General features: G+C 71.6%; 35 protein-coding genes and 1 tRNA gene. 24 read left to right on the top strand and 12 right to left on the bottom strand.

Annotation, left to right across the window (positions count from 1 at the left end):
- Positions 1–25: 25 nt before the first annotated feature.
- Positions 26–1021 (bottom strand): anti-sigma factor RsbA family regulatory protein, encoded by a 996-nt coding sequence (locus ABD340_RS28185; protein ID WP_344592939.1) that lies wholly within the window; start codon positions 1019–1021, stop codon positions 26–28.
- Between the two features lie 258 nt (positions 1022–1279).
- Here ABD340_RS28185 and ABD340_RS28180 point away from each other — a divergent pair.
- Positions 1280–1364: transfer RNA gene (locus ABD340_RS28180), tRNA-Leu, on the top strand.
- A 27-nt stretch (positions 1365–1391) separates the two neighbouring features.
- Here ABD340_RS28180 and bcp read toward each other — a convergent pair.
- Positions 1392–1859 carry a thioredoxin-dependent thiol peroxidase gene (bcp, locus tag ABD340_RS28175; RefSeq protein ID WP_344592938.1) on the bottom strand — a complete coding sequence of 156 codons (468 nt, stop codon included), beginning with the start codon at positions 1857–1859 and terminating at the stop codon, positions 1392–1394.
- A gap of 126 nt (positions 1860–1985) precedes the next feature.
- Between bcp and ABD340_RS28170 the strand changes: the two genes are divergently transcribed.
- Positions 1986–2327, top strand: a complete 342-nt coding sequence (locus ABD340_RS28170; RefSeq protein WP_344592937.1) for a DUF3618 domain-containing protein — start codon at positions 1986–1988, stop codon at positions 2325–2327.
- Here the strand turns inward: ABD340_RS28170 and ABD340_RS28165 are convergent.
- From ABD340_RS28165 to ABD340_RS28145, 5 genes are all read right to left on the bottom strand, one after another.
- Positions 2287–2586 carry an anti-sigma factor family protein gene (locus ABD340_RS28165; RefSeq protein WP_344592936.1) on the bottom strand — a complete coding sequence of 100 codons (300 nt, stop codon included), beginning with the start codon at positions 2584–2586 and terminating at the stop codon, positions 2287–2289. The genes ABD340_RS28170 and ABD340_RS28165 overlap by 41 nt on opposite strands.
- Positions 2587–2618: 32 nt before the next feature.
- A complete protein-coding gene (locus tag ABD340_RS28160; protein WP_344592935.1) occupies positions 2619–3794 on the bottom strand; it encodes a PfkB family carbohydrate kinase in 1176 nt (391 codons plus the stop codon).
- A gap of 67 nt (positions 3795–3861) precedes the next feature.
- A complete protein-coding gene (locus ABD340_RS28155) occupies positions 3862–4548 on the bottom strand; it encodes an SIMPL domain-containing protein (protein WP_344592934.1) in 687 nt (228 codons plus the stop codon).
- A gap of 34 nt (positions 4549–4582) precedes the next feature.
- Entirely contained in the window at positions 4583–5767 is a 1185-nt protein-coding gene (locus ABD340_RS28150) for an amino acid deaminase/aldolase (RefSeq protein WP_344592932.1), read from the bottom strand.
- An 83-nt stretch (positions 5768–5850) separates the two neighbouring features.
- Entirely contained in the window at positions 5851–6816 is a 966-nt protein-coding gene (locus ABD340_RS28145) for a CE1 family esterase (RefSeq protein ID WP_344592931.1), read from the bottom strand.
- A gap of 132 nt (positions 6817–6948) precedes the next feature.
- On the opposite strand from ABD340_RS28145, the gene purU reads away from it, so the two are divergent.
- From purU to ABD340_RS28130, 3 genes are read left to right on the top strand one after another with little or no spacing between them, the layout of a single operon-like run.
- Positions 6949–7806 (top strand): formyltetrahydrofolate deformylase, encoded by an 858-nt coding sequence (gene purU / locus ABD340_RS28140; protein WP_344592930.1) that lies wholly within the window; start codon positions 6949–6951, stop codon positions 7804–7806.
- Between the two features lie 56 nt (positions 7807–7862).
- Complete coding sequence (locus ABD340_RS28135) at positions 7863–8522, top strand: DUF6286 domain-containing protein (protein WP_344592929.1); 660 nt, start codon at positions 7863–7865, stop codon at positions 8520–8522.
- Position 8523: 1 nt separating this feature from the next.
- Positions 8524–9081, top strand: coding sequence for a hypothetical protein (locus tag ABD340_RS28130; RefSeq protein ID WP_344592926.1), 558 nt, complete (start codon positions 8524–8526; stop codon positions 9079–9081).
- A gap of 159 nt (positions 9082–9240) precedes the next feature.
- On the opposite strand, the gene ABD340_RS28125 is transcribed toward ABD340_RS28130, so the two are convergent.
- The gene (locus ABD340_RS28125) at positions 9241–10698 is read right to left on the bottom strand and encodes a cation:dicarboxylate symporter family transporter (protein WP_344592925.1); all 1458 of its coding nucleotides are present in this window, start codon (positions 10696–10698) and stop codon (positions 9241–9243) included.
- Between the two features lie 193 nt (positions 10699–10891).
- On the opposite strand from ABD340_RS28125, the gene ABD340_RS28120 reads away from it, so the two are divergent.
- The 13 genes from ABD340_RS28120 to ABD340_RS28060 all read left to right on the top strand — a co-directional run bounded on the left by ABD340_RS28120 (position 10892) and on the right by ABD340_RS28060 (position 20142).
- Positions 10892–12580 (top strand): sensor histidine kinase, encoded by a 1689-nt coding sequence (locus ABD340_RS28120; RefSeq protein WP_344592923.1) that lies wholly within the window; start codon positions 10892–10894, stop codon positions 12578–12580.
- Positions 12577–13254, top strand: coding sequence for a response regulator (locus ABD340_RS28115; RefSeq protein ID WP_344592921.1), 678 nt, complete (start codon positions 12577–12579; stop codon positions 13252–13254). Before ABD340_RS28120 ends, ABD340_RS28115 begins: the two co-directional genes overlap by 4 nt.
- 126 nt (positions 13255–13380) lie before the next feature.
- Complete coding sequence (locus ABD340_RS28110) at positions 13381–13926, top strand: Asp23/Gls24 family envelope stress response protein (RefSeq protein WP_344592920.1); 546 nt, start codon at positions 13381–13383, stop codon at positions 13924–13926.
- Positions 13923–14279 carry an Asp23/Gls24 family envelope stress response protein gene (locus ABD340_RS28105; protein WP_344592919.1) on the top strand — a complete coding sequence of 119 codons (357 nt, stop codon included), beginning with the start codon at positions 13923–13925 and terminating at the stop codon, positions 14277–14279. Before ABD340_RS28110 ends, ABD340_RS28105 begins: the two co-directional genes overlap by 4 nt.
- Positions 14276–14515, top strand: coding sequence for a hypothetical protein (locus tag ABD340_RS28100; RefSeq protein WP_344592918.1), 240 nt, complete (start codon positions 14276–14278; stop codon positions 14513–14515). The genes ABD340_RS28105 and ABD340_RS28100 overlap by 4 nt, the downstream gene beginning before the upstream one ends.
- 13 nt (positions 14516–14528) lie before the next feature.
- A complete protein-coding gene (locus ABD340_RS28095) occupies positions 14529–14732 on the top strand; it encodes a hypothetical protein (RefSeq protein WP_344592916.1) in 204 nt (67 codons plus the stop codon).
- The gene (locus ABD340_RS28090; protein ID WP_344592915.1) at positions 14729–15094 is read left to right on the top strand and encodes an Asp23/Gls24 family envelope stress response protein; all 366 of its coding nucleotides are present in this window, start codon (positions 14729–14731) and stop codon (positions 15092–15094) included. Before ABD340_RS28095 ends, ABD340_RS28090 begins: the two co-directional genes overlap by 4 nt.
- Positions 15091–15726: a DUF6286 domain-containing protein gene (locus tag ABD340_RS28085; protein ID WP_344592914.1), complete on the top strand. Its 636-nt coding sequence runs from the start codon at positions 15091–15093 to the stop codon at positions 15724–15726. The genes ABD340_RS28090 and ABD340_RS28085 overlap by 4 nt, the downstream gene beginning before the upstream one ends.
- 13 nt (positions 15727–15739) lie before the next feature.
- Positions 15740–16318, top strand: a complete 579-nt coding sequence (amaP, locus tag ABD340_RS28080; protein WP_344592913.1) for an alkaline shock response membrane anchor protein AmaP — start codon at positions 15740–15742, stop codon at positions 16316–16318.
- Between the two features lie 37 nt (positions 16319–16355).
- On the top strand, positions 16356–17168 hold the full coding sequence (locus ABD340_RS28075) for a maleylpyruvate isomerase family mycothiol-dependent enzyme (RefSeq protein WP_344592911.1): 813 nt from the start codon (positions 16356–16358) through the stop codon (positions 17166–17168).
- A 293-nt stretch (positions 17169–17461) separates the two neighbouring features.
- A complete protein-coding gene (locus ABD340_RS28070; protein WP_344592910.1) occupies positions 17462–18619 on the top strand; it encodes a thiolase family protein in 1158 nt (385 codons plus the stop codon).
- Between the two features lie 9 nt (positions 18620–18628).
- Positions 18629–19072, top strand: coding sequence for a winged helix-turn-helix transcriptional regulator (locus tag ABD340_RS28065; protein WP_344592908.1), 444 nt, complete (start codon positions 18629–18631; stop codon positions 19070–19072).
- Complete coding sequence (locus ABD340_RS28060) at positions 19072–20142, top strand: hypothetical protein (protein WP_344592907.1); 1071 nt, start codon at positions 19072–19074, stop codon at positions 20140–20142. The genes ABD340_RS28065 and ABD340_RS28060 overlap by 1 nt, the downstream gene beginning before the upstream one ends.
- Here ABD340_RS28060 and ABD340_RS28055 read toward each other — a convergent pair.
- Entirely contained in the window at positions 20127–20351 is a 225-nt protein-coding gene (locus ABD340_RS28055; protein ID WP_425547448.1) for a hypothetical protein, read from the bottom strand. The genes ABD340_RS28060 and ABD340_RS28055 overlap by 16 nt on opposite strands.
- Before the next feature lie 865 nt (positions 20352–21216).
- Between ABD340_RS28055 and ABD340_RS28050 the strand changes: the two genes are divergently transcribed.
- Positions 21217–22026, top strand: coding sequence for a hypothetical protein (locus tag ABD340_RS28050; protein ID WP_344592905.1), 810 nt, complete (start codon positions 21217–21219; stop codon positions 22024–22026).
- A 54-nt stretch (positions 22027–22080) separates the two neighbouring features.
- Here ABD340_RS28050 and ABD340_RS28045 read toward each other — a convergent pair whose 3' ends face one another.
- The gene (locus ABD340_RS28045; RefSeq protein ID WP_344592904.1) at positions 22081–22464 is read right to left on the bottom strand and encodes an ATP-binding protein; all 384 of its coding nucleotides are present in this window, start codon (positions 22462–22464) and stop codon (positions 22081–22083) included.
- A gap of 114 nt (positions 22465–22578) precedes the next feature.
- On the opposite strand from ABD340_RS28045, the gene ABD340_RS28040 reads away from it, so the two are divergent.
- Positions 22579–23448 carry a helix-turn-helix domain-containing protein gene (locus ABD340_RS28040; protein WP_344592903.1) on the top strand — a complete coding sequence of 290 codons (870 nt, stop codon included), beginning with the start codon at positions 22579–22581 and terminating at the stop codon, positions 23446–23448.
- Positions 23390–23584: a DUF397 domain-containing protein gene (locus ABD340_RS28035; RefSeq protein ID WP_344592901.1), complete on the top strand. Its 195-nt coding sequence runs from the start codon at positions 23390–23392 to the stop codon at positions 23582–23584. Before ABD340_RS28040 ends, ABD340_RS28035 begins: the two co-directional genes overlap by 59 nt.
- 195 nt (positions 23585–23779) lie before the next feature.
- On the opposite strand, the gene ABD340_RS28030 is transcribed toward ABD340_RS28035, so the two are convergent.
- Positions 23780–24334, bottom strand: a complete 555-nt coding sequence (locus ABD340_RS28030; RefSeq protein ID WP_344592899.1) for an alpha-ketoglutarate-dependent dioxygenase AlkB — start codon at positions 24332–24334, stop codon at positions 23780–23782.
- A gap of 41 nt (positions 24335–24375) precedes the next feature.
- On the opposite strand from ABD340_RS28030, the gene ABD340_RS28025 reads away from it, so the two are divergent.
- Entirely contained in the window at positions 24376–25038 is a 663-nt protein-coding gene (locus tag ABD340_RS28025) for an isochorismatase family protein (RefSeq protein WP_344592898.1), read from the top strand.
- Positions 25039–25133: 95 nt separating this feature from the next.
- Positions 25134–25262 (top strand): hypothetical protein, encoded by a 129-nt coding sequence (locus tag ABD340_RS28020; protein WP_344592897.1) that lies wholly within the window; start codon positions 25134–25136, stop codon positions 25260–25262.
- Here ABD340_RS28020 and ABD340_RS28015 read toward each other — a convergent pair.
- Positions 25259–26155: a LysR family transcriptional regulator gene (locus tag ABD340_RS28015; RefSeq protein WP_344592896.1), complete on the bottom strand. Its 897-nt coding sequence runs from the start codon at positions 26153–26155 to the stop codon at positions 25259–25261. The two genes, ABD340_RS28020 and ABD340_RS28015, sit on opposite strands and share 4 nt — an antisense overlap.
- Before the next feature lie 114 nt (positions 26156–26269).
- Between ABD340_RS28015 and ABD340_RS28010 the strand changes: the two genes are divergently transcribed.
- Positions 26270–26710, top strand: a complete 441-nt coding sequence (locus ABD340_RS28010; protein WP_344592894.1) for a YybH family protein — start codon at positions 26270–26272, stop codon at positions 26708–26710.
- Positions 26711–26780: the final 70 nt, after the last annotated feature.

The following is a 26780-nucleotide window of genomic DNA, read 5'->3' as shown; positions in this document are numbered from 1 at the left end:
TTGGAAGCCCAACGCATGGAGTCCCTCACGCTGTGTTGACCGTGGTCGCCGTCGCGGCGGGTGCGGCGCCGTCGGCGGGGTCGGGTAGGCGGAGCCGCAGCCGCACCGTGGTGCCGCGGTCGCCGGTACGGATCTGAACACCGGAGCAGAGCAGGCGGACCGCCCACAGCCCGAACCGGCCGGGCCCTCCGGGACGGGGCGGGATCAGGCCGAGGTCGGCGCCGGGCGGCCACCGGCCTCCGTCGGCGACCTGGCAGACCAGCGAGCGGTCTTCGGGGTCGGCCCACATCGTCAGTACGATCGGGGGCCTGCCGTGCCGGGTCGCGTTGGTGACGATCTCGGTCACCGCGACCAGGAGCCGCTGCAGGTCGTCATGGGGGAGCGGGGTGCGCCGGGCGAAGTCGGCGACGTACTGCCGCAGCCAGTACAGGTCCGGGAGGTCGAGCGGCAGCGTCTCGGCGCCGGGCGGCGGGGCGGGCAGCGGCGCGCTGTCGCATTGCGTGCTGTAGGCCCAGGGGTCGGTGTAGAGGGGGTTGGCCAGCGCGGCGCCGCCCTTGACGATCTCGGGGTGGGTGCGGCGGGACGCCGCGATCACGCCCGGCGGGAGCGTCCGCGCGTACGCGCACAGGATCGCGGCGCCGGTGCCGGTGAACGCGATGTTGACCAGCGCCTCGACCCGCTGCCATTCCAGTACCTCCAGCGGGCGGCGCGCGGCCCACGCGGGCTCGGCCAGCAGCCGCAGCCGGCGGCCGTTCCAGGCCGGCGCGTCGGCCTCGCAGAGGCAGTCGGACAGGGTGCGGGACGGGTGGGCGAACCAACCGGCGGAGTCGGTGAAGCCGATCTCGGCCGCCGTGTCCGTGCCGAGGGCGTCGCGCAGCAGCATCCGGGAGGCCAGCGGGGTCACGGCGAGCACCCGGTCGCCGGCCTCGACGCCGGCGCGCAGGAAGGGGACGGCACCGGCCAGGTAGTCGTCCATCCCGTCGTAGGGGAGGACGCGATGGGTGAAGGGTGCGCTGCTCACGATGACCCCACCTGCGTCGGCGGTCGGCTGCGTCGCTCGCCGCGTGCGGGGGAGCGCTCGACGCGGACGGGCGGGACCTGTCAAGCGTAGGCCGCGGGACACCCCTTGCCGAGGGCGATTCTCACCAACTGAGATTTTGCCCTTACGGACGGCCCTGGCCCGGCGATACGGACGGAGAAAGGGATGTCCCGCGGTGTGACGGGAGCGCTAAGCTGTGCTCGCCTTCAAGAATGACCGGGGCGGAGTCCACGGCATCGGGCGGACGTGGCGAAATTCGGCATACGCGACAGGTTTAGGTCCTGTTGGTGGAGACACCGTGGGGGTTCGAGTCCCCCCGTCCGCACAATCCCAGTGCCAGCGCTCCCAGTGGCTAGAGCCCGAGGTCGCGGCGCAGCCTGTCGACGTGGCCGGTGGCCTTCACGTTGTAGTAGGCCTTCTCGACCTTGCCCTCGGCGTCGATGATGAAGGTCGACCGGATCACGCCCACCACGACCCTGCCGTACAGCTTCTTCTCGCCGTACGCGCCGTAGACCTGCAGCACCTTGGCGTCGGGGTCGGAGAGCAGCGGGAAGGTCAGGCCCTCCTTCTCCCGGAACTTGGCGAGCTTGCCGGGCTCGTCCGGGGAGACGCCCACGACGGTGACGCCCGCGGCTTCCAACTCGGCCAGGTTGCTCTGGAAGTCGACCGACTCCTTGGTGCAGCCGGGCGTCATCGCCGCCGGGTAGAAGTAGAGGATCACCCGCCTGCCGCGCAGCGACGCCAGGCTGACCTGGGCGCCGTCCGCGTCGAGCAGCTCGAACTCGGGTGCGACGTCGCCGGGCTCCAACCGATCGGACACCGGTACCGCCTTTCTGTGGATGGACGGCTCCACCGTACCGGCTGGGATGCGACGGGCGTTTCGCCGGAAGACCTGCGACACTGTTCGGATCATGCGTGGCTGAGGCTCGGACGAGAAGGAACAGGCATGGCTGACAGGTCCCGCGACCCGGACGCGCTGGAACGGCGGATCGAGCGCACCCGCCTTGAGCTCGCGCAGACGATCGACGAGCTGGCCGAGCGGGTCAGCCCGCGGAACGTGGCGCAGCGCGGCGCCGAGCGGCTGAAGGACGAGGCGGGCCAGGTCGCCAAGGCGGTCGGCGCGATGGTCCCGCGGTCGTCCGACGGGGGCGGCAAGCACCGCGCGGACGACCCGGACGACGCGGAAGGCGGGCGCGGCGGGGTGGACCCGCGGCTGGTACTGGCCGGGGTCGGCGCGGCGGTCGCGGTCACCGCCCTGGTGGTCTGGAGGCGGCGCAGGCGCCGTTGAGCAGCCTGGACGAGGCGCCGGCGGGCCGCGTGCGAGCGCGGCGGCCGGCGCCTCGCGCCGTCCGGGCCTGGGCCGTGGCCGAGGGGGCCATCGTGGCGGTGAGGATGTCGGCCACCGTGCTCAGCTCGTCCAGCTCCGCCCGGCACATGCCGCATCCGGCCAGGTGCTCGCGCAGCTCGGCGGCCTCATCCCCGGTCAGTTTCCCGATGGCGTAGACGCCGAGGCCGATCCTGTACTCCCCGCAGTCGGTTCCTCCCACGTCCTGAGGTACGCGCCGCGGCTCCCGGGCGTTCAGAACGCGCTGTGCCGCAGCGTCGGCTCGGCCCGGGTGACCGAGTCGGCGCCGCTCTCCAGCTCGGCCTCGGGGATGTAGGGGACGACGAAGGCGTACTGCTCCAGCACCTCGGCCGGCACCTCGCCGCTCTCGCCGAACGCGGCGATCTCGCCCCAGCACGGCGCGCCGAGCGAGCCGCTGTGGTGGCGCACCGACAGCCCGGCGCACAGGTTGGCGAACCGCAGCCGGTTCTCCAGCGGCCATCCGGCCAGGGTGCCGAACACGAAACCGGCGGCGAACACGTCGCCCGCGCCGGTCGGGTCGAGCGCGGCGACGGGCAGCGCGGGCGCGGCGGCGCGCTCGCCGGTGCCGGAGTCGATCGCGATCGCGCCGCGCCCGCCCTGCTTGACCACCACGACGGGGACGCGGTCGGCGAGCGCGGCGAGGGCGTCCTCGGGGGTGCGGGTGCGGGTGTAGGCCATCGCCTCGACGGCGTTGGGCAGGAACACGTCCACCTGCGCCAGCCGGTCGAGCACGTCGGTGGACCAGGTCTCGGTCGGGTCCCAGCCCGCGTCGGCGAAGACCAGCGAGCCGGTCGCGCGCAGCGCCAGCGCCCAGTCCGGCACCGGTTTGTCGATCTCGACGACGCAGGTCGCGGCGTGCGGCGGGGAGGCGACCAGGTCACCAGGGGGCAGCGGCCGGGCGTAGGTGACCATGCTGCGGTCGGCGGCGTAGGCCATCGACACCGTCACCGGGGTGGACCACCCGGCGACCCGGCGTGCCCAGCGCAGGTCGACGTTCTCCTGCTCGGACAGGGTGCGCCACAGGTAGGCGCCGAACATGTCGTCGCCGAAGGCGGCGGCCAGGCCGGTGCGCAGCCCGAGCCGGCTCATCGCGACGGCGATGTTGGCGATGCCGCCGGGGGCCGAGCCGAGCCCGTCGGTGACCAGCTCGGTGCCGGGCGGGGGCAGCCCGGGCAGCCCGGTGAAGATCATGTCCATGAAGACCTGTCCGGACAGGAACACGTCCAGCGGGCGCGCGGCGGTGTCCGGATGCTGGTGCCTGTGCAGCAGTTCCCCGGCCGGGCCGCGCTCGCTGCAAGGGTCCTGCAAGGACGGCTCCGGCGGCCGCCCCGGTTCGGCCAGCCCCGGCGCCCCCGGTACCGGTGATCTCTCCTGTTCCGCTGCTGTCATCCCAACCTCTCTGCTCCGTCGCGGCGTTCTGCCGGAAACCCCCCGCGAGGCGTCCCGGTTGCGCCGCCTAGGACACCTCCTGCTCCAGGTCTGGAGGTGTGGCGGTGAAGCGGGCCTCGACGGCGGCGCGGACGATCTGCGTGGCGGGCTCCAGGTCGATCGCCTGCGGTTCGTCGGCCCCGCCGCGCGGCGCGGCGCCGTAGCCGGCCATCACGGCCATCGGCTGGGCGGTGGCGCGGGTGTCGCTGGTCAGCCCTTCGTCGGCCAGCTCGACCAGGCCGGTGAGGCGGGCGCCCAGCGCCTCGGCGTAGCTGCGGGCCCGCTCGACCGCCTCGCCGGCCGCCTGCCGCGCCGCCCGCTTGTAGACCTCGCTGTCGCGGCGCAGCCCCCAGTCGGGGCCGTGCACGTAGGTGCGCTCGAGATCGCCGAGCCGGGTCACCAGCTCGCCGAGCGCGGCGAAGTCGACGACCACCAGCCGGATCCAGACCGTGCCCTGGTAGGCGCGGATGTCGCCTTCCTTGCGGCGGTACTTCAGCTGCGGGCTGATCGACAGCCCGCCGGTCTCCAGCTTCTCGATCGCGTCCCCGTACGACTTGATCAGTTCCAGGCAGCGCTGGTTCCGCTCCACCAGCCGGTCCAGCGCCGTACGCCGGTCGCGCTCCTGCGTCTGTACGTGCACCGACAGCCGGGCGATCTCCGGCTCGACCTCCAGGACCGCCTCGCCGCGAACGCTGATCAGTGGTGCGTTGGTCATACCGGCCAACGTAGCCGCTCGGGGTCCGTCCGGGTCAAAGAAATGCGGCGCCCTCGCCGCGATAGGTGGGGACGGTGCGGACGAGCCGCTCGCCGTCCAGCAGGTGCAGGGCGTCGAACCGTTCGCACAGCTCCCCGGCCTTGGTGTGGCGGAACCACACCCGGTCGCCGATCCGCAGCAGGTCGGCGGTGGCGCCCAGCAGCGGGGTCTGCACCTCGCCGGCGCCCTCGTCGGAGTCGTAGGCCAGCCCGGTCGGCAGGTAGGGCTGGGGGAGCCGCAGCTTGTCGGCGGGGCCGGAGGCGAGGTAGCCGCCGCCGAGGCAGGTGACGACGCCGGGGCCGGGACGGCGGACGACCGGCAGCGCGAACAGGCCCGCGGGCCGCCCGGTGAAGTTGGAGTAGTTGTCGAACAGGTGCGGCTGGTAGAGGCCGGACCCGGCGGCGATCTCGGTGATGGCACGTTCCCGCGCGGTCTTCTCGACGCTGCCGGTGCCGCCGCCGTTGACGAACTCCAGGTCGGCCAGTTCCCGCACGGCCCGCACGATCTCGGCCCGGCGCACCGCCAGCTCCAGCCGGGACCGGCGCTGCATCGTGCCGATCGCCTTGGCCAGCGCGGGCTTGCCGGGCGGGCGGTCGCCGACGCCGGCGATCTGCGACTCGTAGGCCATGAGCCCGACCAGGCGCAGGCCGGTCCGCTTGAGGATGTGCTCGGTCAGGGCGCGCACGTCGGCCGGGGTGCGCAGCGGGGAGCGGCGCGCGCCGAACCGCAGCCGCCCGCCCAGCGGCCGGTACGAGGCGTCGATGTCGACGCAGACGCGGACCGGCCGCCCGCCCGCGCTCTCCTCGATCAGGTCGAGGTGCTCGGTGCAGTCGACCATGAGGGTGACGGCGGCGGCGGCGCGCTCGTCGGCGGCCAGTTCGGCGATGGCGGTGCGGTCGGTGGTCGGGTAGGCCACCAGGATGTCGTCGGAGGTGCCGTGCCGGGCCAGCCAGAGCGCCTCGGGCAGGGTGAACGCCATGATCCCGGCGAAGCCGTCCATCGCCAGGACCTCGTCCAGGAGGGCCCGGCAGCGCACCGACTTGCTGGCCACCCGGATGGGTTTCCCGGCGGCGCGGCGGACGAGGCCGGCGGCGTTGGCGCGGAACGCGGCCATGTCGACGGCCGCGAACGGAGCCTCAAGCCCCGCGGTGGCGGTGTCGTAGCGTTCCCGGAGGTTCATGCGGTCGCCCTGAGGTTCATAGGGACAAGACTGCCACAGAACACGGAAGATGAATAACTCTCATGTTTCCGTCGGGGTGGAGGTCACCGCGGTCGCGGATGGTCGGCGAAGAACGTCCACAGCATCCGGCTCGCCCCGGCAGGCCAGCGGTGCGTGCCGCCCTCGATCTTGCAGAAGGCCACCTCGGCCCCGCGCCCGCCCTTGCCCGTCCCGGCGCACGCGGCGCCGTCGCCCAGCCCGCGCAGCGGCCGTTTCGGCTCGGGCAGCCCGCCGGCCTTGCGCCAGAAGTCCACGGCGTCCGAGACGGGCGGGAACGGGCGGCCGTCGTTGAAGTCGCGGCGGCCGCCGCCGCCGAACGGGACGCTGCGGTCCGCGGTGCCGTGCACGATCATCGCCGAGACCGGCCGGTCCGGCTCGCACGGCGTCACCAGCGCGCCCTCGACCACCCCGATCCCGGCCACCTTGCCCGGCCGCTCGCACGCCATCCGGTAGGCCATCCCGGCGCCGTTGGAGAAGCCGGTCACGTACACCCGGCGGGGGTCGGCCAGCCCGGCGCCGGTCAGCTTGTCGATCAGCCTGCTCAGGAAGCCGACGTCGTCGATCTTGCCGACCTTGGCCGGGCCGCAGCAGTCGCCCGCGTTCCAGGTGGTCATGAACCCGTCGGGGTAGGCGACCAGGAAGCCCTTGTCGTCGGCGATGGCGTCGTACCCGGTCAGCGTGCGCATCTGCCGCATGTTGGCCAGCCCGCCGTGCAGCGCCAGCACGAGCGGCGGCGGATCGTCAGGCCTGCCGCCGCGCCAGGCGCCCGCGGCCAGCTTGGGCGGGACGTGCAGCAGGTACTCGCGGTGGCCGAAGGTTCCCACGTCCAGCTTCTGCTTGTGAGTGCCGGCCGCCGTCGGGATCCCGCCGACCTCCGAGGGCGGCCGCTCGGTCGCGGCCGGCCTGCCCTTCCCGCTCTCCCGGCCCTTTCCCCGGTCGCCCTCCTTGCCCCCGCTGCATGCGGTCGCGAGCAATGTGAGGGTCAAGAGAACGGCAAGGAGTCGCCTCATGCGAGCGAATCTAACCCGGGTCGCCCTACTGAAACTACCCGCTGGTAGGAACCGCGGATCAGCGGGCGGTCGCCATTCCGATCACGCCCGCCGCGTAAGCTCGAATGACTCCCTCTCAGCGAAAGTGACGTCGTGTCCGAATATGTACTGACGCTCTCCTGCCCGGACCGTCCCGGCATCGTCGCGGCGGTGTCCGGCCTGCTGGCCGAGCGCGGCTGCAACATCCTCGAGAGCCAGCAGTACAGCGACCGCGGGGCCGGGGACAGCGGGCGGTTCTTCATGCGGGTGCAGTTCGCCGCGCCGCCCGGCACCGACCCCGACGAGCTGCGCGGCGCGTTCGCCGCGCTGGTGCCCGACCTTGGCCTGGACTGGAGCCTGACCGACACCGCCCGCCGCGAACGCGTGCTGATCATGGTGTCCAGGGCCGGCCACTGCCTGAACGACCTGCTCTACCGGCAGCGGTCCGGGCTGCTCGACATCGACGTCGTCGCGGTCGTCTCCAACCACCCCGACCTGCGCCCGCTCACCCAGTCGTACGGGATCGACTACCACCACCTGCCGGTGGCCGAGGGCGGCAGGGCCGCGCAGGAGGCCGAGGTCCGCACGCTCGTCAACCACTACCGGGCCGACCTGGTGGTGCTGGCCCGCTACATGCAGATCCTCTCCGACGACTTCTGCGGCAAGCTGCCGGGACGGATCATCAACATCCACCATTCGTTCCTGCCGGGCTTCAAGGGCGCCCGCCCGTACCACCAGGCGCACGCGCGCGGCGTCAAGCTGATCGGCGCCACCGCGCACTACGTCACCGCCGACCTGGACGAGGGCCCGATCATCGAGCAGGAGGTCGCCCGGGTCGACCACACCCACAGCCCGGAGGACCTGATGGCGGTCGGCCGCGACATGGAGTGCCTGGCCCTGGCCCGCGCGGTGCGCTGGCACGCCGAGCACCGCGTCCTGCCGAACGGCGACCGCACCGTCGTCTTCCGCTGAGCTGAGGCCGCCCCGGCCTGCCGGGTTTCACTCAGCGTGATCTTCCCCCACCATGGGTGACCAGTGGTGAACGCACCTCGGGGGTGGTGATGGGCGACACGCTCGTATCCGGGACGTCCGGCGGCGCGCGGGCCCGGCGGCGGGAACGGCGCCGGGCGCGGCGGCTGGCCGCGCGCGAGTTCCGCTCGGTCCAGGTGACCGGCCTGGTCGCCGCGCCGCTGCTGCTGGCGGCCGGCTTCATCGGGACGCTCGAAGTGGTGACCGCCCTGGTCGGCGAGCCGGCCGGGCTGGTGCCGGCCGACCGCTGGTCGGCCTGGCTGCGCGAGTCGGCCTGGCGGGACGCGCCGGTGCGCGGCGCGGCCGCCGCCGTGGCCGGGCTCGGCGGGCTGGTCCTGCTCGCGCTGCTGCCGCGGCGCCGTCCGCGGACGCTGCCGCTGCGCGCCGCCGACCCGCTGATGGCCGCCGTGATCGGGCGCCGGGAGCTGCAGCGGTCGCTGGCCGCGGCGGCGCTGGCGGTGCCCGGGATCGTCCGGGCCCGGGCGCGGGTGCGCGGCGGCCGGTTCCGGCGCCGCGTGTCGGTCCGGGCCGCTACCTACTACCGCAACCCGGCCAACCTGGACGAGCTGGTCCGGGGTGCGGTGGCGTCGCGGCTCGCGGAGATCGACCTGCTCGACCCGCGGCGCGTGCACGTCCGGTTGAAGTGGCGGAAGGACTGACATGCGGGTCGGGACCGCGGTGATCGGGACGGTGCTGCTGGCCGCCGGGCTGGGCGCGCTGCTGGCGGGGTGCGGGGTGCTGGGCGCCGGGTTCGCGGCCGATCCCGTGCTGCGTCCGGCCATGTCGCGGTTCGCGGCGGGGCAGCAGTGGTTCTGGCCGGTGGCGGGGGCCGTGTGCGAGGGCGTCGCGTTCGGCGGGCTGGTGTGGGCGGGGGTGCAGGTGCAGGCGCTGGTGCGGCTGCGGCGTCCCGCGCTGGACTTCCAGACCCGGAACCTGGCCGACGTCGCGGTGGGCGAGCTGCTGCGGGACGTCCGGCTGATCCAGGGGGTGCGGGAGGCGCGGATCCGGTTCACCGGCAGCGCGTCCAGGCCCCGGGTCCGGGTCCACGTGACGTGCGACGAGGGCGCGGTGCCCGCCCGGATCCACGCCGATCTCGCGAACGGCCCGGTGCAGCGCTACCGCACCGCGATGGAGATGGAGCACCTGATCGTGGTGCTGCGCTTCCACATGGACGATCCCGTGCCGATGGCCCTGCGTCCGGTGCGCGCGTCCGCCTGAGCAAGGGGGCTACGGGGCGGCGGACCGGCGGGACGCAGGGCCATCGGATCTGGGGGGATCGGGGGCGGGGGTTCGGGGGGACGGGGGTTCCGCCCTGCCCCCGGCTCGGGCACGTGGGAGCTCGAGCCCCAGCCGGGGGCGGCGGTTCTGGGGGGTGTTCTAGGGAGAGCGTTTCCCGTCCGCGACCGCCGGTTCCGCCAACCCGTCGGGCTGGGGGATCCCGTCCGTGCGGGTGACCGAAGCGCCGACGGGGGACTTCTCGAGCCGCGGGCCGGAGGAGGCGGGGATGTCGTCGACCATGGTGGCCTCGTTGAACGGGTCGTCGCCGGCGAGCACCCGTTGGGCGCGGGCGGAGTCGAACTCACCGGTCCACTTGCCGACCAGGACGGTCGCGACCGCGTTCCCTGCGAAGTTGGTCAGCGCCCGGGCCTCGGACATGAACCGGTCGATGCCCACGATGAAGCCGACGCCGTCGACCAGTTCGGGCTTGTGCGACTGGAGCCCGCCGGCCAGGGTGGCCAGCCCGGCGCCGCTGACCCCGGCCGCGCCCTTGGACGCGATGATCATGAAGAACAGCAGCGCGATCTGCGATCCCAGCGGCAGCGGCTGGTCCTGCGCCTCGGCGATGAACAGCGTGGCCATGGTCAGGTAGATCGCGGTGCCGTCCAGGTTGAAGGAGTACCCGGTGGGCACGGTGATGCCGACCACCGGCTTGCTGACGCCCAGGTGCTCCATCTTGGCGATCAGCCGGGGCAGCGCGGTCTCCGAGGAGGACGTGGACAGGATCAGCAGGAACTCGCGGCCCAGGTAGCGCAGCAGCGACAGGATGTTGATCTGGGCGCCGGCCCACAGCACCGTGCCCAGCACCCCGAACACGAACAGCGCGCAGGTGATGTAGAAGCCAAGCATGATCACGGCCAGGCTGCGCAGCGCCTCCCAGCCGGTCTCGCCGACCACGGCGGCGATCGCGCCGAACGCGCCGACCGGCGCCGCCCACATGATCATCGAAAGGATCTTGAAGACCCAGCGCTGCGCCATCTCGACCGCGAACCGGATCGGCTCGCCCTTCGGGCCGAGCTGCTGCAGCGCGAACCCGGCCAGCAGCGCGACCAGCAGGGTCTGCAGCACCTCGCCCTCGGTCAGCGCGGACACCAGCGTGGTGGGGATGATGCCGAGCAGGAAGTCGGTGGTGCCCTCGCCGCCCTTGGCCGCCTCCTTGGCCTCGGCGGTGCCCGCGGGGTCGAGGTGCAAGCCGGTGCCCGGCTCCAGCATGTTGCCGACCGCCAGCCCGATGGCCAGCGCGAAGGTCGACATCACCAGGAAGTACGAGAGGGCGATCAGGCCGACCTTGCCGACCTTGGCGGCCCGGGTCACCGAGCCGATGCCGAGTACGATGGTGCAAAAGATGATCGGCGAGATCATCATCTTGATCAGGTTCACGAATCCGGTGCCGAGCGGTTTGAGCTCCTTGGCCAGATCCGGGGCGATGAAGCCGACGAGCACGCCGAGCAGCACCGCGACGATCACCGCGATGTACAGGTAGTGCACACGTTCACGGCGTTGCGGGCGGTCCTGGTCGGCCCGGCCTGGGGATGGGGTGGCGGACTGTGACGCCACGGTCGCCTCCTCGGCTGTCGGGAGCGGGGGTGGCCCGCTCATGATCGTCGGTACGTGAGGGTGGGATCGCGTTCGGTCAAGCGGATCTGCATGCGACTATGCGGGGGTCTGTGATTGCGGTCACGTTTGTGTACATTTCGTTCACGACGCTTGACGTTCCGGCCACGGCCGGACCGATCGGTGCCGTGACCTGGTGTCGAGTGCAGAGGTGGGTGAGGTGTCGGGCAGGGGCTGGAGCCTCGCACGGCAGCTGCTGGCGCTGCAGGCCGTGATCGTCGGGCTGCTGGTGGTCGCCGGCGCGGTGCTGGCGTACCTGGACTCCGAGCGCGCCGCCGTCGACCGGGCCCGGCAGACCGTGACCGTGGTGGCGCTCACGCTGGCGGACGCGCCGAGCGTGCGGTCGGCGCTGGCGCGGCCCGACCCCAGCAGGGCGCTGCAGCCGTACGCCGAGCGGGTGCGCCGCGACACCCGGGTGGACTTCATCACGATCATGAGCACGTCCGGCGTCCGCTACACCCACCCCACCCCGGACAAGATCGGCAAGACCTTCGTCGGGAACACGGCGCCGGCGCTGGCCGGGCGGACGTTCTCCGAGACCTACACCGGCACGCTGGGGCCGTCGGTCCGCACCGTGACCCCGGTGTTCGACGATGCGCACCGGGTGGTGGCGCTGGTCGCGGTCGGGATCACCATCCGGGCGATCTCCGCCGAGCTGCAGGACCGCGCGCTGCCGCTGGCGGCGGTGGCGGCCGGGGTGCTGGCGGCCGGGATCGCGGGCAGCTGGCTGGTGTCCGCCCGGCTGCGGCGGCAGACGCGCGGCGTGGCCCCGGCCGTGCTGCGCGGCATGTTCGACTACTACGAGGCGATCCTGCACGCCGTCCGGGAGGGGCTCGTCCTCCTCGACCGCGACGGCCGGGTCGTGCTGTGCAACGACGCCGCCCGCGACCTGCTGGACCTGGAACGCGATCCGACGGGCGAGCCCGCCGACGGGCTCGGGCTGCCGGCGGAGCTGGTCGGCGCGATGAACTCGGCCGAGCCGCGGTCCGACGAGATCCATGTCGGCGACACCCGGGTGCTGGTCGTCAACACCGCCCCGGTGCGGTCCCGCGACCGGGCCATGGGCAACGTGGTGACCCTGCGCGACCACACCGAGCTGCAGGCGCTGATGGGGGAGCTGGACACCGTCCGGGGGTTCGCCGAGTCGCTGCGCTCGCAGGCGCACGAGGCCGCCAACCGGCTGCACACCGTGGTGTCGCTGGTCGAGATCGGCCGTCCCGCGCAGGCGGTGGAGTTCGCCACCGCGGAGCTGCGCACCGCGCAGCGGCTCACCGACCGGGTGGTGGGCGCGGTGCGGGAGCCGGTGCTGGCGGCGCTGCTGCTCGGCAAGTCGACCGAGGCCGCCGAGCGCGGGGTGGAGCTGGAGGTGGCCGAGGACACCACGATCGAGACCACCGAGGGCGCGATCGAGCCCCGCGACCTGGTCACCATCCTGGGCAACCTGATCGACAACGCGGTGGACGCGGTGATCGAGGGCCCGCCGGACGGCCGCGCGGCCGACGTCCCGCCGCGGGTGCGGGTGTCGGCCCGCACGGAAGAGGACGACCTGGTCATGGAGGTGCGCGACAACGGGCCCGGCATGGACCAGGAGGCGGCGGAGGAGATGTTCCGGCGCGGCTGGACGACCAAGGCCCCCGAGGGCCCCGCCGGGCCGCGCGGGCTGGGCCTGGCGCTGGTCGGGCAGGCGGTGCGGCGCTACGGCGGCCGGATCGAGGTCGAGCGCGCCGCCGGCGCGGTGGTGCGGGTCCGCCTGCCGATGCGGCACCCGGTGGCCGCCGGCGGGGACGCGGGCGCGGGCGCGGCGCGGGAGGCGGGCACTTCGTGATCAGGGTGTTGGTGGTCGAGGACGACCTGGTCGCCGCCGAGGCGCACCGGCAGTACGTGGAGCGGGTCGCGGGCTTCACGGTGGCCGGGGTGGTGCACTCGGGCGCGGACGCGCTGCGGTTCTGCGAGCGCGAGCCGGTGGACGTCGTCCTGCTCGACTTCTACCTGCCGGACACGCACGGGTTGAAGGTGTGCCGGGCGCTGCGCGCGGGCGGCCTGGCGGTGGACGTGATCGCGGTGACCTCGGCGCGCGATCTGACGGTGGTCCGCACGGCGGTGTCGGTCGGGGTGGTGCAGTACCTGCTCAAGCCGTTCACGTTCGCCTCGCTCCGCGACAAGCTGGAGGGGTACGCCCGGTTCCGGCAGCGCGCGGAGCGTCCCGGCGAGGCCAGCGGGCAGGCCGATGTGGACGGGATCCTGGCCGCGCTGCGCACCTCCGACCAGCGGTCGCTGCCGAAGGGGATGAGCGGCGCGACGCTGGAGGCGATCACCGAGGCGCTGACCGAGGCCGCGGACGGGCTGTCGGCCGCGTCGGCGGCGTCGCTGACCGGGGTGTCGCGGGTGACGGCGCGCCGCTATCTGGAGTACCTGGCCGACAACGGGCTGGCGCAGCGCCGGCCGAGCTACGGGCAGGTGGGACGTCCCGAGGTCCGCTTCTACCCGGTCTCCGCATAGCGCCACGGTCCCGCCGCAGGGGGCACAGAGCCCGGTTGACCTGCTTATTGTCACCGCGGGTGGTTTTGCGGCGCGCATGGTGAGCATGAACCTGCACATCACCGACTCATCAGGGGGGATGGGGTCGTGAGTGAGAAAGACGTGCGGACCGCAAAGGACCGCCCGGACACGGGGACGCTGCCGAGCCAGGCGCCGCGTCCGGGTGCCGAGCCGAAGGCGGAGCGGGAGGGCGCGCGACTGGAGAAGCCGGCCGGCCGGACCGCGAGCGAGCTGACCAGCGAGTACGGCCGTACCAAGATCGCCGACACCGTGGTGGCGAAGATCGCGGGGATGGCGGCGCGCGAGGTCGGCGGCGTGTACGACATGGGCGCCGGGATGATGCGCACCTTCGGGTCGGTCAAGGAGCGGCTGCCCGGCGGGATGGGCCGGCAGAGCATGACGCAGGGCGTCTCCGTGCAGGTCGGCGAGCGGCAGGCCGCGGTCGACCTGTCGCTGATCGTGGACTACGGGGTGTCCATCCCGGATCTGTCCGCGGCGGTGCGGGAGAACGTGATCAACGGGATCGAGCACATGTGCGGGCTCGATGTCGTCGAGGTCAACATCGACGTGGCCGACATCCACGTGCCCGGCGAGGAGGAGGAAGCCCCTCCGTCCGAACCGCGCGTGCGATGAGGACCGAGACGGCGCCCACCGCCGCCGGCGCCGCGGCGCCGCCGACGCGGGGGCGGCCGACGCGGGCGCGGCGGGCGGAGCTGATCGGCGCGGCCGTGCGGGAGCTGCCGGACGTGGCGGGCCTGACCGCCGGGCCGCGCGGCTGGGTGGTGACCTACCGTCCCGGCCCGCCGTACACCGGGGTCGCCGTGCGGGACGGCGAGATCGAGGTGGGCGTGGTCGTGCGGCCCGGGCGCGCGCTGGCGGACGTCGCCGAGGCGGTCCGCCGTGCCGTGCTGCCGCTGGCCGACGGCCTCCCGGTGAACGTGCTGATCGCCGACATCGACGACGCGGCGGTCGGGCGGCGCGCATGATGACGGCGGATGAGCGGGCGGTGTTCCGCGCCTGGGTGCGGACGCACCACCCGGACGTGGGCGGCGATCCGGGCGAGTTCGCCGAGGGGCTGCGGCGGATGCGCGCGAGCCGCCAACGCGCGTCCCGTCCGCGCGCACACCCGGCCCCGGTCGTCGTGGGACGGCACCGCCGCGGCCCGATCGGGCGGCTGATCCGGTGGCGGGCGCGCCGCGCGCGGGCGCGCCGGCTGCTCTGAGGGGGAGGTTGAGATGGACGCAAGGATCGCCTGGCCGGCGATCGGGCTCGCCTTCGGGACGGCGCTCGGGTTCGCGGGCGCGTTCGGCGGCTTCGGGGCGTTCGCGATCGTGCTCGTGATCGGCGTGCTGGGCCTGCTGGTCGGGCTCGCCGCCACCGGTGACCTGGACCTGGTCGGGCTGTTCTCCTCGATCGGCGCCAGGAAGGGCCGGTCGTGACGGCGGCCGGGCCGCCGCCGCCCAAGGGACGGCGCGGGCAGACCACGATCGCGGAACGGGCGGTGGCGCGGATCGTCCGGCACGCGCTCGACGAGGACGCGGAAGGCGCCGGCCGCGGGCTCGCCAGGGGCCGCGGCCCGCGCGTGGACGTGAAGGTGAACGGGGAGACGGTCACCGCGCGCGTGCGGATGTCGCTGCTCTACCCCGAGCCGGTGCGCGAGGTGACCAACCGGGTTCGCGATCACGTGCGCGAGCGGGTGCGGGCCCTCACCGGCCTCACGGTGCGGCAGATGGACATCGACGTGGCCGGGCTGGAACGCCGTGAGGCGATCGCCCGCCGGGAGCGGCGGGTGGTCAGGTGACGACGCACGCGCGGCCGCTGCCGGGCGGCGGGACGGGAGAGGCCGACACGCACCCGCCCCGGCGGGCGGCTCCGGCCCGTGCCGCGGACCGGGCGGCGCGCCGCGCCTTCCACTCCCGGCGGGTCGTGCCCGCGCTGGTCGCCGCCCTGCTGGTCACGGCCGCGGGCGTGCTCACCGCGATCGAGGTGATCTCCGCGCTGGCCGGGAGTCCCGCGCGGCTCGTCCCGTACGAGCGGGTGGCGTCGTGGGCGACGGGGGCGCGCTACAAGGACTGGGCACCGCTGCTGATCGCCGCCGGGCTGGCGTTGCTCGGGCTGGTGTTCCTGGTGGCCGGGCTGCGTCCCGGGCGCGGGCGGCTGGTGCCGCTGCACGGCGACGATCCCGACCTGATCGTCGGCATCACCCGGAGCGGCCTGCGGAACGCCGCCGGGGCGGCCGCGCTGGGGGTGGACGGGGTGTTCGACGTCGCCCGGGTGAAGGTGGGCCGGCGCAAGGTGGAGATCGTCCTGACCAGCGCGCTGCGCGATCCCGGTGACCTGGGCGAACGGGTACGCGCCGCCGTGCAGCGCAGGCTCGACGAGCTCGGGCCCATGACGGGTGGCCGCGCGGTCGTGAACGTCCGCCGGAAGTGACGAGGAGCGGCGCATGGACCGGCACGCGTCCCGTGCCAACCACGTGGGTCTCACGCTGGTCGGCCTGATCCTGCTGGCCGCCGGGGCGATCGCGCTCGCCCGCGGGCTGGGCGCGTTCGGCCGGGCCGCCGCGGCGGACCCGCTGATCACCGACGCGATGCGCCGGTACGCCCATGACCAGGGCTGGTTCTGGCCCGCGGTGGCCGCCGCCGGGGTCCTGCTGGCGCTGCTGGGGGTGGCCTGGCTGCTCGCCCAGGCGCGTTCGGAACGGCTTCCGGGCCTGGCGCTGGAGCCCGATCCGTCGGGGGGCGCGACCCGGGTGTCGGGCAAGGCCGTCGCCGCGACGCTGGAGGAGGAGATCGCGGAGTATCCGGGGGTGCGGGGCGTGCAGGTCCGGCTGGTGGGCACCTCCGCGCGGCCCCGCGTGCACCTGAGCGTCGCGTACGGCGAGAACGCCGATCTGGACGAGCTGCGCCGCCGTATCGGCGGGGAGGCCGTCGGCCGGCTCCGAAACGCGCTCGAACTCGGCCCGCTGCCCGCGGTCGTCCGGCTGCGGCTGCTGTCCGGCCCGGAGAAGCGGACCGTCGCCTGATCTTGTCGACGGCGCCGGGCCGTGCAAGTTTCGACGCATGAGCATGAGATCGGAAATGCGGGCGAACGTCGCCGCCTTCGAGCAGACGCTGCGATCCACGATCGCGCTCGCGGAGACCTTCGAGGCCGCCGACTGGGCGCGGCCCACAGAATGCCCTGGCTGGTCCGTCCAGGACGTGACGGCTCACATGGTCGGGACGGAGACGATGCTGCTCGGCGAGGACCCGGCCGGGGGCCACGTGCTGGCGGCGGTGCCCGCGCATGTGCGCAACGACCTGGGCCGCCTGATCGAGACCGTGGTGGACGCCCGGCGCGGCAGGCGCGGTGAAGAGGTCCTGGCGGAACTGCGGGACGTGCTGGACCGGCGGCTGGCGGTGCTCGCGGACCTCGACCCCGAGAAGCCCATCACCGCGCCGACCGGCCGGACCGTCCCGTACGCCGAGTTCATGGTGTTCCGCGTGTTCGACTGCTGGGCGCACGAGCAGGACATCCGGCGCGCGGTGGGACGTCCCGGCAACCTGGACGGTCCGGCGGCCGAGCGCGCGCGGCGGATCCTGGAGCCGGGCCTGCCGATGGTGGTGGCCAAGCGGGCGGGCGCCGCCGCCGGGCAGGTCGTGGTGTTCGAGATCTCCGAGCCGCTGCCGTTCACGTCCCGGATCCGGGTGGGCGACGACGGCCGGGCACGGCTGGTCGACGACCCGGCGGAGGGCGACGCCACGCTGCGGATGGACTGGGAGACGTTCCTGCGGCTGGCGGCGGGACGGTGCGGGCCGGAGGCGGTGAAGGTCGGGACCGAGGGCGACACCGCGCTGGCCGCCCGGATCCTGGCGAACATGGCCCTGACCCCGTGACGGTCGTCCGATTTAGTAAAGTTTGACGGTTTTAATTGCTAAAGGGGCGGGTTGTCGAGTTATGGTGCGAAGGCAACGTCGTCGAGGGGACGGAGGTTCGCTTGCGAAACGATCAAGGAGAACGGCCGGCTCCTGATGGAGCCCTTCGACGTACGAGGTGATATCACGGATGACATCACGGGCCCCTTCCACTGAGCGGCCCGTCGCCTCGGAGGCCGTGACGCCAACGTCCGGCCTCCGAGCTTTGGCCTAGAGGGTTGTGTTTTCCAACCCACTAGGCCTACCCTCGGACCATGCGCGACGCAGTGATCATCGACGCGGTCCGTACCCCCATCGCCAAGGGCAAGCCCGGCGGCGCCCTGCACGGCGAGCACCCCGGCACCCTCCTCGCCCGCACCCTCACCGCCCTCGTCGAGCGCACCGGCATCGACCCCGCGCTCGTCGACGACGTGATCGGCGGCATCGTCACCCAGGCCGGCGACCAGGCCGCCAACCTCACCCGCACCGCCGTCCTGGCCGCCGGATTCCCCGAGACCGTCCCCGCGACGACCGTCGACCGGCAGTGCGGCTCGTCCCAGCAAGCGGTGCACATCGCCGCGCAGGGCGTGCAGAGCGGCGCGTACGACATCGCCATCGCATGCGGCGTGGAATCGATGTCGCGGGCGCCGATGGGCACGGCCGTCCTGCCCGGCACCAACCCCTTCGCCCCCCTCCGGGACCGCTACCCCGACGGCCTGGTCGGCCAGGGCATCAGCGCCGAACTCATCGCCTCCCGCTGGAAGATCGACCGCCAGGAGCTGGACGCCTACGCGGCCGAGTCGCACCGCCGCGCCGCCACCGCCTACGCCAACGGAGAGTTCGACCGCGAACTCGCCTGGAAGGCGCCCGACGAGACCGTCCGGCCCGCCACCACACCCGAGATCCTCGCCGGCCTCAAGCCCGCCTACCACGACCCGTCCATGGCCGAACGCTTCCCCGAGATCGGCTGGCGGATCACGGCGGGCAACGCGTCACCGCTCAACGACGGCGCCGCCGCCGTCCTCATCATGGGCGCCGACACCGCCGAACGCCTCGGCCTGCGCCCCCGCGCCCGCTTCCGCGCGTTCGCCGTCGTCGGCGACGACCCGCTCCTGATGCTCACCGCGATCGTCCCGGCCACCACGAAGGTGCTGGCCAAGGCCGGTCTCGACCTGCCGGACATCGACCTGTTCGAGGTGAACGAGGCGTTCGCGTCCGTCGTCCTGGCCTGGCAGCGCGAGACCGGTGCCGACCCGGCCCGCGTCAACGTCCGCGGCGGCGCCATCGCCATCGGCCACCCACTCGGGGCCAGCGGCGCCCGCCTCATGACCACCCTCCTGCACGCCATGGAGGACCGCGGCGCCCGCTACGGCCTCCAGACCATGTGCGAGGCCGGCGGTCTGGCCAACGCGACGATCATCGAACGTCCCTAGGATGGGGCCATGCCGAAGGACGCCGACCCGCGCCCCTGCTCGATCGCCGACACGCTCGACATCATCGGCGAACGCTGGACGATCCTCGCCGTCCGCGAGCTCTTCCACGGCGTCCGGCGGTTCGACGGCATCGCCCGCAATACCGGCGCGTCCCGCGACATCCTCACCACCCGCCTCCGCAAGCTGGAGGCCGCCGGCATCATCCGCCGCGAACGCTACAACGACCACCCGCCACGCTTCGAATACCACCTGACACCCCCGGGCCGGGAGCTGGGCGAGGTCCTGACCACCCTGATGAAGTGGGGGGACCGGCACATCAACCCGGACGACCCGCCGGTCCGCTGGCACCACACCTGCGGCGAACTCCTGGAGCCGGTGCTGGTGTGCGCGCACTGCGGCCGTCCCGCGATCGAAGGCGCGCACACCCCGGTCGGCCGCGGGGTGCTCGCCTGATGGACGACCTCCTGGCCGCGATCGGCACGGCCCTGGGCCTCGACGGCCCGTACACCGAGACACCCGCGCCGGGCAGCGGCGGGTTCTCACTGAAAACGATGCATGAGTCACCAGCCGGCGCGGGCCGGGCGGTCCTGGACGGAACGACCGACGGCGCCCGGGTCGCCTGGGTCGAGGAGGTCTCCGGAGAACCGCAGAACGGCTACATCCCGGTCGACCTGACGATCAACGTGGCCGGTCCCGGGCTGCCGCACGTCCAGGTGGACGTCGCGACCTACAACCCGTACTTCGGCTGCAACGTGCACGGCATGCGGCTCTTCGACGACAGCCTGGTCGTCGTGTACACCGAGAAGCACAAGACGATCGGCGCCCGCGTCGACCTCCCGTCCGGCGAACAGTCCCTGTTCACCCTGGGCGATCGCTGCGCCCTCGTGGACGACCTGGTGTGCCACATCGCCTACCGCGGCGACCGCATAGAGCTTCTCTCCCTCCCGGACATGACGACCTGCGTCCCGCTGCCGAGCACCGACTTCGCCGATTGGCGCCTCCCCGACCAGGAGCAACGCGGCAGGCCGGACACGCGAATCGTCTGGTCGAAGCTCCGGCACGCCTTCGCCGAGATCGGCATGGGCCACGAGGACGCCGACATCCTCATCGGCACCGCCGCCGTCCCCTTCCTCTATGCAGAACGCCCGTTCGCCAGAACGTACGGCCACCTGTACCGCCCGAAGGAGGGGACGACCCCGTGGTGGTTCCCGGTCGCCTGGCACCACCACCTGACCGCCGAGGGCCATCCGTCCCGCTGGCCCGAATGGCTGGACGCCCTCCCCGGCGAGTTCACCGGCTGGCAAGAACACTGGGACATCGATGAGGGCGCGGCCCGCCTCACCCTCGCCTACCTGGGACTCCACGCGTCCGAGATGGCCGCCGCCTGCCGCGAGGGCCGCCTCCCGTCCGGCGATTGGCGCGACTGGCGAGAGGGCTGGGACCACCCCCAGCCCATAGGCGCCTTCCCCAAGGGCTTCCGCCGCGCCTGGAACCAACTCCCGACCACCTACCGCCCCGCTTGACTGCTGCGCCGAAGACGGGCGCGTACCGCCCGCTGGGCGACCGGCCCCAGTTCCTCCAAGACGCCCACGAGCGCGGAGAGCTGGTCCAGCGCATCCAGTGCCCGCGCGGCGCCGTCGGCGTCCACCCGCTGCTCGGCGCCGTGACGGCAGGCGGCGGAGAGCAGTTCGTCGACGCTGCCGAAGTGGTAGAAGACCAGCGCCTGGTTCACTCCGGCCGCGGCGGCGATGCTGCGCGCGGAGACCTTGGCGATGCCCTGCTCGGTGATGGCGCGCAGCGCGCCGGCCAGCCGTTTCGCGCGTGTCCGCGCTCACGCCCGCGCCGTCCCGCTTGCCGGTCAGGCGAGGGCTGAAGGTCGATGCGCGTCCAAGACCACGTCTCGGAGTTCAGCGTCAGGCTCCGCGCATTCTATCCACGTGAACGAGCTGAGCCTTGCCTTTGACGAATCTGACCATTGATGATTTCCCGGCCTCCGGAAAATTGTCGTACAACCATAGCTCCGCCCCTGGGCGGTCGCTTGCCGAGGTGCACTACCCCTCCGGTGTAGGAGCGGAGCATCTCATCGGTGCTGCGCTTAAGGGCAGGCTCGCCCAGGAGCCGCAGTACTTCCTTTTTTGACATGCCAACCTTGATTACTGCGGCACTATTAGTCGATGCTGACCGCCTGAAGCAAGGCATAACTCGTTCTCCGTTAAAGTAGCCGCCTTGGGGTGCATTCTAACGAGAGGCGTCGGGGCCGGTCCCCGACCCGCACGCTGATTCTCGCCGCCCCGCAACTATCGATACCCGGTCAGGCCGTCCGCGCGCTCCAGGAAATTGCCATGGATGGTGTGCCGGTGGCGCTGGATGACGAATACTTTGTATGAGATGTCACCGGGCATGGGCATGGGTGGCCCCGGTGGCCAAAGCAGGTAAGTCGCTCTTCCTTATCGCGAGATCGCAAGCGTGGAGTGTTTCGCTATCACCGCTGGCCGTTTCTGGACAAAAGAAAGTATTGCCCACGCGGTCGCCGTCGCGTTCCATGAGAACAGAAGTTCGACGGGGAACATCTCGACCGCATGCCTTGGAGGCTGCGCATGCTGACCATCTACGACGAAACGATCACGGTGAGCACCATGAAAACGGCCGCGGCAAAGCTCGCTCCTTCGTTGAATCCGGTTCCCGGGCCGGGCCAGGCCGCCATGGCGCTGCTTTCTGCGATCATCTTTCAAGCACTCAACCACAAGGGGGAGAATTTCACCGAGACTCACGTGGCCGGCGCCTACCAGAAGCTGGTCAAGAGAGCTACTGACAGGGCGGGCGAGAAAGCGGCGGCCAGGAAGGAAGGTAAGGAGTTCTTTCGAAGCAAGAACAACGAGAGCGTAAAGGAGAGGCTGCTCAAGGCGTACGAGGAACTGCAACCCCGCCTGCAGGAACTCGAGAATGGCGACCGAGTCATCATCTTCCGAGGTACAGATCCGCTCCAGACTCTCGCTATCATGCAGAACCAGACTTTTGGGGGCACGCCTCCCGCTTCGAACCAGACGGGTGCCCCCGAGTCCAAGGACGCGGCCCGCCAGAGCGGGTTCGGCGAGAAGGACACTACCGGTGGGCGTATCGAGGAGTGGTCTCTCGCTCCGCAAACGGGGTTTGCGACCGGAGGCTTTATGCTCATTGCCCTCGTCCATCCGAGCAAGGTTAATTTGCCCGATAAAGGGAAGTCTCGAACGGAGGGTGAACGCGGCGTCGTAGGCTATACCGACCATTCGTTGTCCGAAGTGGCGATTATGGACGATGGTCGAGACTTCGAAGGGGTCACGCCAGAGAGCCTCGAAATCGACGCACTGGTGAAAAGAGCAGGTCGGGACCAGTCCTTCCTGATCGAAGCTCTGCGCGGAGCCGCATAGGCGAACCCTCAGCGCACGGCGGTCCAGCACGTCGCGGTACATCTCAAGGCCCCCTCACTTGATCTTCGCCCAGACGATCTTCCCGCCGAGCGCGCACGGGGTGCAGCCCCACTCGTCCGCGCACATCTTCACCAGCAACAGCCCGCGCCCGCCCTCGTCCAGCTCCTCGGGATCGCGCAGCACCGGCAGCTCCGGGTCGGCGTCCCACACCTGCACCACCACCCGGCGCTGGTCGTCCAGAAGCAGCAGCAGGACGATCTCCTGCCCGTACCGGATCGCGTTCCCGACCAACTCGGCCGTGACCAGCGTCGCGTCGTCCTTCAGTTCGGGCAGCGCCCGGAAGCGGAGCATCGCCTTCACCAGCTGCCGCCCCGCCGGAACGGCGGCGGGCACGGTCCTGAGCGTGAGCGCGTACTGCGGCCCGTCTTTGCAGTCCATTCAATTGTCCTGTGCGTTCGGTGACGATTCCGCTGCTCATCGTGCACCTTCCGATTACGCTTTGGAGCGGAACGACCGCCACAACGCGGTTGTCGCGAGCGGAGGGGGAGAGCCATGAGCAACGAACCGCAGATCGACCCGTACAAGAGCCTGTCCGCCTTCTTCGCCTACGAACTCCGCCGCGCCCGCGAGGCCGAGGGCCTCTCCCAGAACGACCTGGCCGCCGAGATCCACACCACCCGCGCCTGCGTCTGCGCGTACGAAACCTGCGCCCGCCGCCCAGACCGAGAGTTCGCCCAAGACGCCGACAAGCGCCTCAACACCGAAGACCGCCTCCAGATCATCCACCACCACGCTCGCAAGGAACACGGTTCGCAGTGGTTGATGGAGTTCTTGGAACACGAGAAGGAAGCAACTTCGGTCAAGATTTATCAGTCGAAGGCGATTCACGCTTTCCTTCAGACGGAGGCGTATGCGATGGCCATGATCGCGGCTGGCCACCCGAAAGATCTCAACGCGGCGGTGGCGGCCAGGCTGGCTCGTCAAGAGTTGCTCACCAGGGAAGAACCACAGGCACCATACGTCTGGATCCTGATGGATCAGTCTGTGCTCTTGCACATGGTCGGCGGTGTGGAAGTGATGCGCGCCCAGTTGGTGCACCTATTGAAGGCGGGAGAATTTCCCAAAGTGACGGTCCAGATCGTCCCCTTCTCCGCGGGTGCCCACTGGGGTATGAACGGCGAGTTCACCATCCTCGGGCTGGACGAGGGAGACATCGCCTACACCGAAGCGCAGATAGGTGGTCGGTTGATCTACGACCCCGCCGAAGTCCAGGAGCTCGGGGTACGTTATGACCAGATCCGGGCAAAGGCGCTGTCTGAGGACGCATCCCGGAAGTTGATCAACAAGACGATGGGGTTCTTCGATGAGGTCTGTGTGGCGAAAGAGCAGCCGCAGCGACGTCGAGGGGAACTCGTGTGTTGAGGTAGCCCGGCTCTCTTCTTCCATCGGTGTACGGGACAGCAAGGCTCCTGACGCTGGGCACTTGGTCTTGGGCTTGTCCGAGTGGCGGGGCTTGGTGGGCGCGGTGAGGGCGGGGAGTCTGGAACTCCCTCGGTGATCATGACCGACCGGTCTTTGTAGCTTGGCTTTGCGTTCGCCGGTTGGGGGCAGACACGGCCGGGGGCCGGCATCAAGGTCGCTGATCGGGAGCTTGCCCTGATGGGCGCGCTGCTTGGCTTCTGGATCCTCGTGACGCTCAAGAGCGCGCGAGCCGGGCGAAGGCGACGGACGGCCTCGTGATCGGGGACGCGACTCACTGCGGCTGGACGGTGCGGTAGGTGATCGAGACTCGGCGGGCGCGGGGGACGCGGCCGGACGGGCCTGGGTCGCTCTTGCGGGCCGCGATGGCGTGCCGCCAGGTGTAGCGGGCCTGGCCCGTCATGACGCACAGGCTTCCCGGCGCCAGGCGTACCGGCACCTTCGTGTTTTCGGGGTGGGTGAAGTCCATGACGCAGGACGAGCCCAGCGAGATCGCGGCGACTACCGGGCCGAAACAGGGAACGCAGTCGACATGTGCGCTGATGCCCTGGCCCGGCTCGTACTCGTTGACGATCGCCTGATCAGGGGCGTGGTCCATGACGCCCTCGTGGACGAGGCGTGCCGCCAGGTCGCGCGCCCACACCGGGAGCGGCGGGGCCTGTACGGCCAGGTTGCGGCGGCCGTAGTCGTAGCGGTGGCCGTAGTGCTGGACGCGTCGCCGCAGCTCCGTGGACCATGGGGCGGCGTCGATGAGGGTAAGCAGCGACTCGCGGTCGTCGGGGGCGAGCCAGTCGGCGACGTACCGCAGTCCGGGAACGGAAGTGATCATGGCTGGACACTAATGAGCTGGTGCGACAGGTTGGAAGTGGCATGGACGGCACGGTGCACGCGTGGCGCATTGAGGTTCGAGAGTACGAGCGGCACGAGCAGAGGCGGGGGCGGCGGTTCGCGTTCACCCGGTTCGAGCCGGCGCGTACGGCGCTGGTCGTGATCGACATGGTGCCGTTCTTCGTGTCCGGCAATCCGTACTGCCGGGGGATCGTGCCCAACATCAGCCGCATCGCGGACGCGCTGCGCGCGGCGGGCGCGACGGTCGCGTGGGTGCTGCCCGGGGCGAGGCCGTGCACGCCGGTGGACGACGAGTTCCACGGCCCCGAGGCGGCCGATCGTTACCGCGCCTCCGGCGGCACGGGGCCGCTGGCAGGGCGTCTCTGGCCGGACTTCGCCGTGGGGCCCGAAGATCTACTCGTGGAGAAGTTCGCGGCCAGCGCATTCTTCCCCGGCCGCTGCGCCCTCCCCGCCCTGCTGAACGAGCGTGGTGTCGACACCGTTCTCATCACGGGAACCGTCACCAACGTGTGCTGCGAGTCGTCGGCCCGGGACGCGTCCACCCTCGGGCTGCGGGTCATCATGGTCGCGGACGCGAACGCGGCGCGCTGCGACCGGGACCACAACGCCACGCTGCACACGATCTACCGGTCCTTCGGCGATGTGCGTCCGACGGCGGACGTGCTCGCCATGATCGAGGCGTGAGATGCGTGGCTGTAACGCCTACTGCCCGCCTGACGGCTTCGGGGTGAGCAAGCCCGGGAACCCGGCGGTCTCGCCCTCGGGACGGTTCCCTGGAGGTGCTGCGGGCGGCTCCCAGGACGTCGGGTGAGAACTGGCGCTGCCAGGTGGTGGACGTGCGGAGCGGTGTCGTCCTCCGCGGCACCGTCTACCACCTCTACGTCGTCCCCGCGCACCACCGTGTCTAGCGGGAGGGTGGTTCGCCGGTGGTCCAGTTCCAGCCGGTGATCGTGGTGCGCATCAGCCGGGCCGCGGTGGACAGGTGGCTGTCGGCGCCCCAGTGGAGGGTCACGGTGCGGCGGGAGCCGGGGTCGTCGACGGGGATCCAGGCGAGGGGGGCGCGCGTGGCGCTGCGGCGGGCGAAGGCGGGGACGAGACCGATGCCCAGGCCCGCGCTGATCAGATCGGCGATCGCGCTGTGTTCGTCGCTCTCACACACGATCTTCGGGGTGAGGTCGTGCGCCGCGAAGAGCCGATCGAGCAGCCGGCGCAGCCAGTGCCCGTTGCGGGCGGTGACGAACGGCTGGTCGGCGAGGTCGCCGATGGTCACGGACGCACGGCCCGCCAGGGGGTGATCGAGGGGAAAGGCCACTCCCACCTCCTCCTCGAACAGTCGCGTCGCCTCCAGCCCCTCGGCGTGGATCGGCTGCGAGGCGACGCACAGATCGATCTCCTGGGCGCGCAGCCGGCGGGCCATGTCCTCGGGCGGCGACCAGTGGAGCTCGATCTCGACGGCGGGATGGGAGCGCTTGAAGGCCGCCAACGGCCCGGTGAGGGTGAGGAAGGTCTCCGACGCCAGCCGCACCGCGCCCAGGCCCTGGCCGGTGGCCTCGGTGACGGCACGCCGTCCCGCCTCGAGCTCGCCGAGGGCGCGTTCGACGTGGTCGCGGAAGAGCCTGCCCGTGTCGTTCAGCCGGAGCCGGCCGCTGCGCTCGAACAGCGGCACGCCCAGTTCGCCCTCCAGCCTGGAGATGGTGCGGCTCAGCGACGGCTGGGCGATGTGAAGCTCTTCGGCGGCCCGGCTGAGGTGCTCCAGCCGCGCGACCGCCAGGAACTGCCGGAGCGAGTTCAGCTCCATCATGACTCCCAGGGTATAACTTCATAGCAATATCGATCTTAGACAAGATAGTCCATGCGTCATAGCTTCGTGGTGCGAGAAGCCGAGAGACCCACCGCGAAGGGAATTCCAGTGACGATGCCCACGCAACGAAAGGCGGACGAAGCCAAGATCCGCCGGCAGATCGACAAGATCGTCGAAGGACTCCGGGACAAGGACCTCGAGGGACTGAAGCGGCTCTACACGAAGGAGGTCGTGTCCTTCGACGTCGAGCCGCCGCTCCAGCACGTCGGGGTCGCGGCGAAGGCCCGGAACTGGGCGAACGTGTTCGCGTTCTTCGAGACCGTGGCATACGAGGTCCGAGACCTGACCCTCGCCGTGGGCGACGACGTGGCCTTCGGGCACGCCTTCGCCCGCCTCAGCGGCACGCTGAAGAACGGGACGGCCACGAGCGGCATGTGGGTCAGGATCACCTACGGCCTGCGGAAGATCGACGGCACTTGGCTGATCGCCCACGACCAGGTCTCGGTGCCCCTCGACATCCCGACCGGCAAGGGAGCCATCGACCTCGAGCCCTGACGAGCCACCCGAACGGTCGAACACCGAGCGACCGTGATCCAGGCCGTCCTCCAGAAGCGACCCGCCCCGG

The organism is Actinomadura vinacea (assembly GCF_039532545.1).
GTDB classification, from domain to species: domain Bacteria; phylum Actinomycetota; class Actinomycetes; order Streptosporangiales; family Streptosporangiaceae; genus Spirillospora; species Spirillospora vinacea.
This window is presented reverse-complemented; position numbering and strand designations above follow the sequence as displayed.